Annotated in this window: 9 protein-coding genes; 5 read left to right on the top strand and 4 right to left on the bottom strand. The window is 70.5% G+C overall.

All coding sequences use genetic code 11. The features are described 5' to 3' along the window. Nucleotides 1-32 precede the first annotated feature (32 nt). From panB to ACFWM2_RS31945, 3 genes are all read right to left on the bottom strand, one after another. On the bottom strand, nt 33-917 hold the full coding sequence (gene panB, locus ACFWM2_RS31955; protein WP_383287188.1) for a 3-methyl-2-oxobutanoate hydroxymethyltransferase: 885 nt from the start codon (nt 915-917) through the stop codon (nt 33-35). Between the two features lie 134 nt (nt 918-1,051). Continuing rightward, nucleotides 1,052-2,125, bottom strand: coding sequence for an SIS domain-containing protein (locus tag ACFWM2_RS31950; protein WP_383287186.1), 1,074 nt, complete (start codon nt 2,123-2,125; stop codon nt 1,052-1,054). A gap of 69 nt (nt 2,126-2,194) precedes the next feature. Beyond that, nucleotides 2,195-3,487 (bottom strand): PTS transporter subunit EIIC, encoded by a 1,293-nt coding sequence (locus tag ACFWM2_RS31945; protein ID WP_383287184.1) that lies wholly within the window; start codon nt 3,485-3,487, stop codon nt 2,195-2,197. 223 nt (nt 3,488-3,710) lie between these two features. On the opposite strand from ACFWM2_RS31945, the gene ACFWM2_RS31940 reads away from it, so the two are divergent. From ACFWM2_RS31940 to ACFWM2_RS31920, 5 genes are all read left to right on the top strand, one after another. Beyond that, on the top strand, nt 3,711-4,496 hold the full coding sequence (locus ACFWM2_RS31940; protein WP_383287182.1) for a GntR family transcriptional regulator: 786 nt from the start codon (nt 3,711-3,713) through the stop codon (nt 4,494-4,496). A 149-nt stretch (nt 4,497-4,645) separates the two neighbouring features. After that, a complete protein-coding gene (locus tag ACFWM2_RS31935; RefSeq protein ID WP_383287180.1) occupies nt 4,646-6,238 on the top strand; it encodes an MFS transporter in 1,593 nt (530 codons plus the stop codon). Between the two features lie 344 nt (nt 6,239-6,582). Next, nucleotides 6,583-7,203, top strand: coding sequence for a TetR/AcrR family transcriptional regulator (locus ACFWM2_RS31930; protein ID WP_383287178.1), 621 nt, complete (start codon nt 6,583-6,585; stop codon nt 7,201-7,203). Nucleotides 7,204-7,424: 221 nt separating this feature from the next. Further along, on the top strand, nt 7,425-8,462 hold the full coding sequence (locus tag ACFWM2_RS31925) for an endonuclease/exonuclease/phosphatase family protein (protein ID WP_383287176.1): 1,038 nt from the start codon (nt 7,425-7,427) through the stop codon (nt 8,460-8,462). 144 nt (nt 8,463-8,606) lie between these two features. Beyond that, entirely contained in the window at nt 8,607-9,830 is a 1,224-nt protein-coding gene (locus tag ACFWM2_RS31920) for an MFS transporter (RefSeq protein WP_383287174.1), read from the top strand. Between the two features lie 584 nt (nt 9,831-10,414). Here the strand turns inward: ACFWM2_RS31920 and ACFWM2_RS31915 are convergent. Continuing rightward, nucleotides 10,415-12,175, bottom strand: coding sequence for an NAD+ synthase (locus ACFWM2_RS31915; protein ID WP_383287172.1), 1,761 nt, complete (start codon nt 12,173-12,175; stop codon nt 10,415-10,417). Between the last annotated feature and the right edge of the window lie 74 nt (nt 12,176-12,249).

The following is a 12,249-nucleotide window of genomic DNA, read 5'->3' as shown; positions in this document are numbered from 1 at the left end:
AGCGGGACGAGGGCCTCAGCGGAAGCAGGACCTCAGTGGACGGAGTGCTCCTCCAGAGGGAACGTTCCGCCGACCACGTCATCCGCAAACGCCCTCGCCGCGTCACCCATGACCTGACGCAGATCGGCGTACTGCTTCACGAAGCGCGGCATCTTGCCCCCCGTAAGACCGAGCATGTCGGTCCAGACGAGCACCTGCGCGTCGGTCTCGGCGCCCGCGCCGATACCGACCGTCGGGATGTGCAGAATCCGCGTCACCTCCGCCGCCAGCTCCGCCGGAACCAGCTCCAGGACCACGGCGAACGCACCCGCGTCCTGCACCGCCTTGGCGTCCCGCAGCAGCTGCTGCGCGGCCTCCTCGCCGCGGCCCTGCACCCGGTAGCCCATGGAGTTCACGGACTGCGGGGTCAGACCGATGTGCGCCATGACCGGGATGCCGGACTCCACCAGCAGCTCGATCTGGCGGTGCGAGCGCTCGCCGCCCTCCAGCTTCACCGCGCCCACCCCGGCCTCCTTGACCAGACGGGTGGCCGAGCGCAGGGCCTGGACCGGGCCCTCCTGGTACGAACCGAAGGGCAGGTCGCCGACGATCAGGGCCCGGCTGGTGCCCCGGACGACCGAGGCCGACAGCATGGTCATCTCGTCGAGGGTGACAGGAACGGTGGTCTCGTACCCCAGGTGGCAGTTGCCCGCCGAGTCGCCGACGAGCATGACCGGGATACCGGCCTCGTCGAAGACGGACGCGGTCATCGCGTCGTACGCGGTGAGCATGGGCCACTTCTCGCCGCGCTCCTTGGCGGCGGTGATCTCACGCACGGTGATGCGGCGAGTACCCTTGCCGCCGTACAGCGCCTTGCTGCTGTCGGACTTCTGGCCAGAGTCCTGGCCCGGCTTCGGGGCAGCCGAGAGCTGCGTCATCGCAACGGCTCCTTATGTCATCTCGAGGCGCCCTGACGGCGTCCCCGGATCACCTCCATGGTGGCACCTCGTTTCACGCAAGGCCAGACCGGGCCCGGCGGTCGTTCCTCACGTCCCCCGTGCGCCGTACGCCGTCAGCCGTTCCGGCCGCCCAGGTCGGGGGAGGCGAGTGCGAAGTCCGACGGGTCCACACCGCCCTCCTTGGTGTCGTCGTTGGCGAAGACGAACGACTCGATGGGGATGTTCCGCTCCCCGCTCAGCGTGGCCACCAGCTCCTGTACGACGACGGTCTCCAGCACCACCCGCGCCGCGGGCGCCGTCTCGGGCAGCCGCACCACGGCGAGGTGCTCGTCGGCCGCGACGTCACGGGTGGTCACGAGCAGGGTGAGATGCCCCGCTCCGGACAGCGACCGGGCGAGCGAGGTCTCCCGGTCGTCGCCGAGGACGAGATGCAGGGTGTTGCCCGCGGACTCCATCTCGCCGTGCAGATAGGTGCGGGTCGCGGACGCGGTGGCGGGCATCCGTACGACCTCGCGCAGCAGCAGGGCCGCCTCCTCGGCGGAGGCCCGTGACGCACCCGAGGCGACGGCGTCCGCGGCGACACAGCGTGCCGCCCGGGCCCGTACGGTGCCGATCACCCGGGCGGCTTCGGCGCGCACGGCGGTGGTCTGCTCGGCGATACGCCCCCAGGTGCGCTCGGCGTCGTCGCGGCCGCTGATCGCGCCGGCGATCAGGTCGAGGGCGACGACGGTCGCGGTGAAGCCCGTGGTGGAGGCGTACGAGTCGGGTTCGTTGCCGAGGTCCACGGTCAGGCCGGCGAGGTCGCCGAGCGGTGATGCCGGCACGTTGAGGACCGCCGCCGTCGCCAGCGACTGTTCCTGGGCCGCCCTGAAGGCCGCGAGCGTCTCCGAGCTGCGGCCGCCCTGGGACACACCGACCAGCAGATCGGTGTCGAAGCCGCGGGTGCCGTGCTCGATCTCGTCGGCGAGGACCCGCTGGGTGACGACACCGTGCTCGCGCAGGGCGGCGACGGGAACGGCGAGGGCTGCGTACGAGGCGCCGATGCCGGTGAAGAGGGGGCGCCGCGCGTCCCTCAGCCGCTCGGCACCGGTGCCCGAGAGCTGGTCGCGGACGTGGGCGACGACGCGGGCGAGCGCCTGCGGCTGCTCGGTCTGTCCCGCCAGGAAGGTGATGCGGGTCGCGGACATGGTGGGGGGTTCCTTTCGTGCGCCCCGGCGCGGGGCGGGAGTGTGCGGTGAAGGGGCCGTCAGTGCCGGTCAGGCCTTGGCCGATGCGCCTTCGGTGTCCGTGGGCGCCGGCTCTGTGTCCTCTGTGTCCTCGGTGAGGGGTTCGCGGCCCGGGGTCGGGAGGTTGAACCGGACGATCGCGAAGCGGAAGATCACGTAGTAGACGGCCGCGAAGGCCAGGCCTATGGGAATGAGCAGCCAGGGCTTGGTGGCGATGCCGAAGTTGACGACGTAGTCGATGGCGCCGGACGAGAAGCCGAAGCCGTCGCGGATGCCGAGGGCGTAACAGACGGCCATCGAGACGCCGAAGAGCAGCGCGTGGATCGCGTACAGGACCGGCGCCACGAACATGAAGCTGAACTCGATCGGCTCGGTCACGCCGGTCACGAACGAGGTGAGCGCGACCGAGATCATCATGCCCTTGATCATCTTGCGGTTCTCGGGGCGTGCGGTGTGCGCGATCGCCAGGGCCGCCGCGGGCAGCGCGAACATGTAGATCGGGAAGCCGCCGGTCATGAACTGCCCGGCGCTCGGGTCGCCCGCCAGGAAACGCGCGATGTCGCCGTGCACCTCGGTGCCGGAGGTCGGATTGGTGTACGAACCGGCCTCGAACCACGGGAAGAACGAGAAGAAGTGGTGCATCCCGATCGGGATCAGGGCGCGCACCACCACACCGAAGATGCCCGCGCCCCAGGCGCCGGTGCCGACCAGCCACTGGCCGAAGTGGAAGAACCAGCTGCCCACGGTCGGCCAGATCACGCCGAAGACGATGCCCATGCCGACGCCGGCGAAGGCGCTCAGGATCGGGACGAGCCGACGGCCGCCGAAGAACCCGAGCCATTCGGGGAGTCTCGTGCGGCTGAAGCGCTGGTAGAGCAGCGCGGTGACGAGGCCCATGACGATGCCGCCGAGCACCTTGGCGTCCAGCGGCTGACCGTCGGCACCCTTGGAGAAGGCGGCACTGGCGAGGACCGCCTTGAAGACGAGATAGCCGACGACGGCGGCCAGCGCCGTGGAGCCGTCGGCCTTCTTGGCGAAGCCGATGGCCACGCCCACGGCGAAGAGCAGCGGCAGATACGTGAAGACCGTCTCGCCGCCGGCGGCCAGCACCATGCCCAGCTTGCGGACGATCTCGGGGAAGTTCTCCCGGCCGAGCAGATCCGTACCACCGAGGCGGGTCATCAGGGCGGCCGCCGGCAGCGTGGCAACCGGCAGCATCAAGCTGCGGCCGATGCGCTGCATGACGGCCATCACGCCGCTGCCCTGCTTACTGCGGGGTGCCTTCGCCCGGGGGGCAGGCGCCGTTGCCGTGCCGCTGCTCATCCGTCTTCCTCCGTGCCTGAGAGACCTCCGGTGGTCCTCCACCGGCCTTCAAGGTAAGCAGTGGTATTCGATTGGTCAATACTCATATCTAGTGGTCTACCTACGAGGGTCGGGCATGCGGACGGCTCTGTAAGGGTCGTGCGCCCGCCTGGGGCGCCCCTCGATTCAAGTGGTACGCAGTGGTATTCTTCTGGCTATCCATCGCGCGACCGAGGAGCAGCACATGCGTGACGACGCCGACGCCCGCCCGCCCCGTGCGCCCCGCCGCACCAGTGGCTCGGACCCCCTCTGGCGCCAGGCGGCGGACGTCATCCGCGCCGACATCGAGCGGCGCGGTCTGACGGAAGGCGACAAGCTGCCCTCTGAGCGGGACCTCTGTGCCCGGCTGGAGATCTCCCGCGTCACCCTGCGCAAGGCGCTGGGGTACCTGGTCGACCAGGGCATGCTCACCGCGACGCACGGCCGCGGCTGGTTCGTTGCCACCGCGCCCGCCGCCTCCACCGCCTCCCCGCGTGACTGGCCCAACGACCTGGAGTCGTTCACGGCCACCGCCCGCCGTAAGCGGATGACACCGGCCTCGCTCGTGCTGCGGCAGATCAGGCGCCCCGCCACGCTCGACGAGGCCGACCGGCTCGACGTACCGGCCGGCACCGAGCTGTTCGCTCTCGACCGGGTGCGGCTGCTCAACGACGTCCGCATCGCCGTCGACCGCACCCTGGTCGTCGCGGAACTCCTGGCCGGCCTGGACGAGGACGAGGTCGACTTCACTTCGGCCTCCCTCTTCGAAGAACTGCGCCGCCGCGGAGTCGAGATGGACCGCTCCGAGGCGACCATCGAGGCCCGTACGGCGGACGGCGAGCTGGCCGGACACCTGGAGATCGGGCCGGGCTCACCGGTCCTGGTGCTCGACCAGACCATTCACGACAAGGACCGGCGCCCGGTGCTGCTCTCCGTCGTGGAGTACAGCGGCGAGCGGTACCGCCTGCGCACCACCCTGCAGACAGTCTGACCCGCCCCGCGATCCGCCTCGCCCGCCAAGGGGCCTCAGCACGGAGTCCTAGGTCCTCTCCCGCCGAGACCTAGGTCTCTGTGTAAGTTCTCCGTAAAGCATTTACGATACGAGACGGTCCCGTATCGAAAGTCGCTAGGATGGCGGTCATGACAACCTCCGCTCCCTCCGCAGAACGGCGTGTGCCCGAAGCGGTGCACCGGCGCCGCTGGCTCATCCTCGGCGTGCTCATGCTCAGCCTGCTGATCGTCGTACTCGACAACTCGATCCTGAACGTCGCGATCAAGACCATCTCGACCCCCGCACCCACCGGCCTCGGCGCCACGCAGAGCGAGCTGGAGTGGGCCATCAACGCCTACACGCTCGTCTTCGCCGGTCTGCTCTTCACCGCGGGCCTGCTCGGCGACCGGCTCGGCCGCAAGAAGGTGCTGCTCGCCGGTCTCGTCGTGTTCGGCATTGGTTCGGCGCTGGCCGCGGAGTCCGGCTCGCCGGTCCAGCTCATCGTGTTCCGCGCGGTGATGGGCTTCGGCGCCGCCTTCGTGATGCCCGCCACCCTCGCCGTCCTGATGAACGTCTTCGAGCGCGACGAGCAGCCCAAGGCCATCGGCATCTGGGCCGGCGGCGTCGGCCTCGCCATCGCGATCGGCCCGATCACCGGCGGTGTGCTTCTCGACCACTTCTGGTGGGGCTCGGTCTTCCTGATCAACGTGCCGATCGTGATCATCGCGATCGCGCTGATGGTCTGGCTTGTCCCCGACTCCCGCGACCCGAACCCCGGTCGCGTCGACCCGGTCGGCGTCGTCCTGTCGGTCGTCGGTCTCGTGCTGCTCGTCTACGGCATCATCAAGGGCGGCCAGCTGGCCGACTTCGCCGACCCGGTCGTCCTGGCGGCCATCCTGGGCGGCCTCGCCGTACTCGTCGCGTTCGTCGTGTACGAGAAGCGCAGCGACCACCCGTCCATCGACGTCACGTACTTCAAGAACAAGGTCTTCTCGGCCGCCATCTCCGCCATCGCGCTCGTCTTCTTCGCGCTGATGGGCGTGACGTTCTTCTCCGTCTTCTACACCCAGAGCGTGCGCGGCTACTCGCCGCTGCAGACCGGCCTGTTGATGCTGCCGCTGGCCGCCGCCCAGATCATCTTCGCGCCGCGCGCCCGCCTCGTCGTCGACCGCTTCGGCAACAAGGCCACCTGCACGGCGGGGCTGCTGATCCTCGCCGCGATGCTGGCCGCGTTCGCCACGCTGGACGCGGACACGCCGATCTGGCTCCTCGAGGTCATCTTCTTCTTCATGGGCACCGGCATGGCGCACATCATGACCCCGACCAGTGTCGTCATCATGCAGGCGCTGCCGCGCGAGAAGGCGGGCTCCGCCTCCGCGCTCAGCAACACCTTCCGCCAGGTCGGCGGCGCCCTCGGCATCGCGGTCCTCGGTTCCGTGCTCTCCACCGCCTACCGCAACGGCATCGAGGACAAGCTCTCCCTGGTGCCGCCCGGTCTGCGGCACACCGCGGGCGAGTCCATCGAGGCCACCCTCGGCGTCGCCGCCAAGCTCGGCCCCCAGGGCAAGGCCCTCATCGACCCGGCCAACGACGCCTTCCTGCACGCCATGCATGTGACGGCGCTGTGCGGCGCGGGTGTCGCGCTCGTCGGCGCGGTGGTGGTCGCCCTGTTCCTGCCGGGCCGTCCCGCGGCTCCCCAGGAGGGCAAGCAGGAGCCGGAGTTGGCGACGGCCGAGCACTAGGGCCTGTCCGGCGGATCGGGCGGTAGGTCGCGGGGTGTGGCACGCACATCTGCGGCGTTGTCGTCGGTCGCCATGGCTCCGCCATGACTCCCTCCTCCGCCTTGCAGCTGCACGCACCACACCCCGCTCAACCCGGTTTCCGAGCACCGTGGGACGGAACCGCAAGATCCGCCGGACAGGCCCTAGAGGCCGGAGCGGACAGGCACGCAGGCGTACGCAGCCGAAGGCATCCGCCCGCGCAGGCGCCGGGTTCGCCGTCACCTCCGACGGCAACCCGGGCGCCGGGCGCCCTCGGTCCGCGCACCAGGGAGAATCACCCAGTGCACCGAAGGAACGGAGTCGACGTGAGCCTCGCGGACAGCCGTGGCAGGCAAGAGGGCCACTCCCGGGGCCGCCCCCGCAGCGAGGCCGTGGAACGCTCGATCATCGAGGGCGCGATGAAGCTCCTGGAGGACGGCGTACCCCTCGGGGAGGTCTCCATCGAGCGGGTGGCCCGCACGGCGGGCGTCGGCAAGGCGACCATCTACCGCCGCTGGCGTGGCAAGGAGGAGCTCTTCGTCGACGTCCTGCGGGCCGCCGAACCTCCGGAACCGGAACTCCCCGGCACCTCGATGCGCGACGACCTCGTCGTCCTGCTGGAGTCGCTGCGCCAACGCGGCCTGATCAACCGCTCGTCGGCGATCCTGCACAACGTGTTCGCCCAGATGAAGAGCAGCCCGAAAATCTGGACCGAGTACCACGAGACCGTCATCGAGCCGAGGCGTCGCATCGTCTTCGAGGTCCTGCGCCGCGGACAGCGCAACGGCGAACTCCGCGACGACGTCGACATCGAGCTCCTCAACGACATCTTCGTCGGCCCGATGCTCCTGCGCTCCATCATGCGCCCCGACGCCGACCTCCCCGAGGACCTCGCGGAACGGATCGTCGACACGGTCCTGGAGGGCCTGCGGCCGACCGCGCCGTAGTGCCGTGACCCGCGCGGTAGTTCACCGGGCAATCATTGGCCCGCATGTGCGTGTTTCGTCACAGAGCACGGAGTCGGGGCCCATATCCGGAACTCCGGACGCCGAGTTTCTCGTCCTCGTGCCCGTACGGCCGTCATTCGACGGCAGGAAGGGCACCGATCATCCCCTAGGGTCGTAGGCGCGGGGCAGACGGTGTGCACGGCAAGTTGTGAGGCGACGGTATGGCGCAGGCGTATATGACGGAGACGGGCAGCGGAGGCTCGGGGCCCGAGCGCCGGGGACCCCGGCTTCGCCGCCTGCTGGACGGGTGGCGCGGCGATCGTGGCATCTGGCGCCGCGGTCTGATCCTCGCCGCGCTCGCGCTGCTCCTCGCCCTGGTGATGCTGCTGCACGCGCAGATCCCCAACACCATCGGCAACCTCGGCAGCCTCACGGAGACGTTCCTGCCCTGGCTGGTCATCGGCGTCCCGGTGCTGCTGGTCCTCGCGCTGGTGCGGAAGTCGGTGACCGCGCTGATCGCCGTGCTGCTGCCCGCGGTCGTCTGGCTGAACGTCTTCGGCGGACTGCTCTCGGACAAGACCGGCTCCGGCGGTGACCTGACCGTCGCCACGCACAACGTCAACGCCGACAACCCGGACCCGTCCGGCACCGCCCGTGACGTGGCCGCCTCCGGAGCGGACGTGGTGGCCCTCGAAGAGCTGACGGCCTCGGCCGTCCCGGTGTACGAGAAGGCGCTGACGTCGACGTACCGGTACCACTCGGTGCAGGGCACCGTCGGGCTGTGGAGCAAGTACCCGCTGACCGGTGCCCGGCCCGTGGACATCAAGCTGGGCTGGACGCGTGCGATGCGCGCGACGGTGGACACGCCGGCCGGCTCCATCGCCGTGTACGTCGCTCACATGCCCTCGGTGCGGGTGAAGCTGGAGGCCGGCTTCACGGCCCGCGAGCGTGACAAGAGTGCCGACGCGCTGGGTGAGGCGATCGCGCACGAGTCGCTGCGGAAGGTCGTCCTGCTGGGCGACCTGAACGGCACGATGAACGACCGCGCGCTGAACGCCGTCACCGCGCAGATGCGCTCCACCCAGGGCGCGGCCGGCAGCGGCTTCGGCTTCAGCTGGCCCGCGTCGTTCCCGATGGCCCGGATCGACCAGATCATGGTCAAGGGCATCGAGCCGGTGAGCTCGTGGACGCTTCCCCGGACCGGCAGTGACCACCTCCCGGTCGCCGCGCGCGTGAAGGTCGACGCAACCCGTTCTTAATCTCCGGGAATACTGGGCCTGAGAGACTTTGTTCCCCCAGTGAACTTACGCGTCCTGTGTACATCGGTGTGCACGGGCGCGGCCCTGTGTGCGGATGCGTCCCTCCGGGATCCCGCACGCCCACGCTCGTCTGAAAGGCCCCTCATGCCCCTGGCCCTGCTCGCCCTTGCCGTGGGCGCCTTCGGCATCGGTACCACCGAGTTCGTGATGATGGGCCTGCTGCCCGACGTCGCGGACGACCTGCACGTCTCGATCCCCGTCGCCGGGCATCTGGTCTCGGCGTACGCGCTCGGTGTCGTCATCGGCGCGCCGCTCCTGGCCGCGGTCACGGCCCGGCTGTCCCGCCGCAAGGTCCTGATCGCGCTGATGGGCCTGTTCGTGCTCGGCAACGCGCTCTCGGCCTTCGCGCCCGACTACCACTGGCTGCTGGCCGCCCGCTTCCTGAGCGGGCTGCCGCACGGCGCGTTCTTCGGCGTCGGCGCGGTCGTCGCCACGAACCTGGTGGCCCCCGAGCGCAAGGCCCGTTCCGTCTCTCTGATGTTCCTCGGGCTGACCGTGGCCAACATCGCGGGTGTGCCCGTCGCCACGCTCATGGGCCAGCACCTGGGCTGGCGTGCCACGTTCCTGGGCGTCAGCGCGATCGGCGTGGCCGCCATAGCCGCACTCGCGCTGCTGATCCCGCACGACCACACGCACGCGCCGGCCGGCGGTCTGCGCGGTGAGCTGGCCGCCCTGCGGTCGCTGCCCGTCTGGCTCGCCCTGGGCACCACGGTCGCGGGCTTCGGCGCGCTGTTCTCCGCCTACAGCTACATCACGCCCATGCTCACCGACGCGGCCGGGTACGCCGACGGCAGCGTCACCCTGCTCCTCGCCCTCTTCGGCGTGGGCGCGACGGCGGGCAACCTGCTGGGCGGTCGCCTCGCCGACCACTCCCTCCGCGGCACGCTCTTCGGCGGCCTCGTGTCCCTCGTCGTGGTCCTCGCGCTCTTCCCGGTCCTCATGACCGCCCAGTGGAGCGCCGCCGTCGGGGTCACCCTGCTCGGCATGGCCGCGTTCATCACGGGGTCTCCGCTGCAGCTGATGGTCATGGAGAAGGCCGCCGCGGCTCCGTCGCTGGCGTCCTCCGCCAACCAGGCCGCGTTCAATCTCGCGAACGCCGGGGGTGCGTGGATCGGGGGGCTCGCTCTTGCAGCGGGCTTCGGAGCGACGTCGCCGGCCGTTGCCGGTGCGGTGCTCGCCGTTCTCGGCATCGCCGTGGCCGGTACGGCGTACGTCGTCGACCGACGCCGCACCGCCGCCCTCACGGCCACACCGGGCCGCCTCATCGCCACCCACGTCCCCCACCCCCAGGAATCCGCCCACCACTGACCCCTGCCGCCTGCCCGGGTGGGCCCAGCTCCCCTTCTCTGCCAGGGGCCCCGCACCGAGATATCGGCGGAGCCCGGCACTACGGGGTGCGGCCCGGGTGGACCCGGTCCCGTACCTCCCTCGGCACCCGGCGTCCGGGCTGGCGCAGGGGTGGGTCGGCGAGCCTGGCGCCGCGGGGGCGCCGCTGCGCCCACCCGTGCCGCCCCTAGCGGCACGCATGCCCGCAGCTACAGCGGCGGGTGCCCGCTGCCCGCAGCGCAAGACGGCGACGGCGGGCCGCCAAGGGCCCGCAACCCCCACGCACCCGCAGGCGCCGAAGCACGCAAGGGGCCGTGCCGGTACATCAAATGCCCGTCGCCATGCGTGAGGGCGGGCAACAGAGCGCCCCCAGAAGACAGCACAGCCGGTAGGGCGACGGGCGGATGTACCGGCACGGACCCGACCCACCCACCACCGGACGGCGAACCACCCACCGCCGGACGGCGAATCACCCACCCACCGGCACCAGGCGACCGACACCCACCGGCACAAAGCGAACCGACCCCGCTCAAGGCGCCCCCGCCAGCAAACGTCAGACCCGCCGGTCAGGCGTCCGCGTCCTCCCGCCACTGGTTGGTGATCGGCAGGCGACGGTCCTTGCCGAAGCCCTTGGCGGAGATCTTCGTACCCGGCGGATACTGCCGCCGCTTGTACTCCGCCGTGTCGACCATCCGCAGCGTCTTGACGACCAGCCCCCGCTCGAACCCCGCCGCGACGATGGTGTCGGCCCCCTCGTCCCGGTCCACGTACCGCTCGAGAATCGCGTCCAGCACGGGATAGTCGGGCAGCGAATCCGTGTCGACCTGCCCGGGCCGCAGCTCCGCGCTCGGCGGCTTGGTGAGGGAGTTCTCCGGGATCGGCGGAGTCTGCCCCCGCTCCGCCGCCGCCCGGTTGCGCCACTCGGCCAGCCGGAAGACCGACGTCTTGTACACGTCCTTGATGGGCCCGTACGCCCCCACCGAGTCGCCGTACAGCGTCGAATACCCCACCGCCAGCTCGGACTTGTTCCCCGGCGCCAGCACGATGTGCCCCTCCTGGTTGGAGAGGGCCATCAGCGTCGTACCCCGCAGCCGCGACTGCAGGTTCTCCTCGGCCAGCCCAGTCAGCCCCAGCGACCCCATATACGCGTCGAACATCGGCTCGATCGGCACGGTCCGGAAGTTCAGCCCGGTACGCCGGGCCAGCTCCGCCGCGTCCCCCCTGGAGTGGTCGGACGAGTACTTGGAGGGCATCGACACCCCGTACACGTTCCGCGCACCGAGCGCGTCACACGCGATCGCGGCCACCAGTGCCGAGTCGATCCCGCCCGACAACCCGATCAGCACGGACCGGAAGCCGTTCTTCGCCACGTACGCCCGCAGCCCGACCACCAGCGCGGAGTAGACCTCCTCGTCGTCCTCGAGGCGCTCCGCGTACCCACCGGTCAGTTCCGGCTCGTACGCGGGCAGCGGCTCCTCGGAGATCACCAACCGGTCGATCCGCAGCCCGTCGTCCACGACCCCGACCACCGGCTCGGCGGCCGCGGCCGGCAGATCCAGGTCCAGTACGACGCACCCCTCCTCGAACTGCGGTGCCCGCGCGACGACTTCACCGTCCCGGTCGACCACGATCGAGTCGCCGTCGAAGACGAGCTCGTCCTGCCCGCCGATCATGGCGAGATACGCGGTGGTGCACCCGGCTTCCTGCGCCCGCTTGCGGACCAGCTCCAGCCGGGTGTCGTCCTTGTTGCGCTCGTACGGCGAGGCGTTGACGGAGATCAGCAGACCGGCACCGGCGGAGCGGGCGGCCGGCACACGGCCGCCGTCCTGCCAGAGGTCCTCGCAGATGGCCAGGGCCACATCGACCCCGCGCACCCGCACGACCGGCATGGTGTCGCCCGGCACGAAGTACCGGAACTCGTCGAAGACGCCGTAGTTCGGCAGGTGGTGCTTGGCGAAGGTGAGGACCACCTCACCGCCGTGCAGCACGGCAGCGGCGTTCCGCGGGGCGCCGGCCGGCTGGCCGTACTTCGGCTGGGCGGTCTCGGACCGGTCGAGGTAGCCGACGATCACCGGCAGCTCTCCGAAGCCCTCGTCGTCCAGCCGTGCGGCCAGCGCGCGCAGCGCCGTCCGGGAGGCCTCCACGAAGGACGACCTGAGGGCCAGGTCCTCGACGGGATAGCCGGTCAGCACCATCTCGGGGAACGCCACCAGATGCGCTCCCTGCTCGGCGGAGTGCCGGGTCCAACGGAGGATCGCCTCGGCGTTCGCGGCGAGATCGCCGACGGTCGAGTCGATCTGATTCAAGGCGAGGCGTAGTTGAGGCACGGGACCAGTGTAATCGTCAGAGCGACACAATGGGGGGTGGGACGCCCCACGAGGAAACGCCCCACCCGCCCGCA

Origin of the sequence: Streptomyces sp. NPDC058371 (genome assembly GCF_042723265.1) — a bacterium.
Classification (GTDB): domain Bacteria; phylum Actinomycetota; class Actinomycetes; order Streptomycetales; family Streptomycetaceae; genus Streptomyces.
Note: the sequence above shows the minus strand (reverse complement) of the source record. Positions and strands in the feature narration are given on the sequence as shown.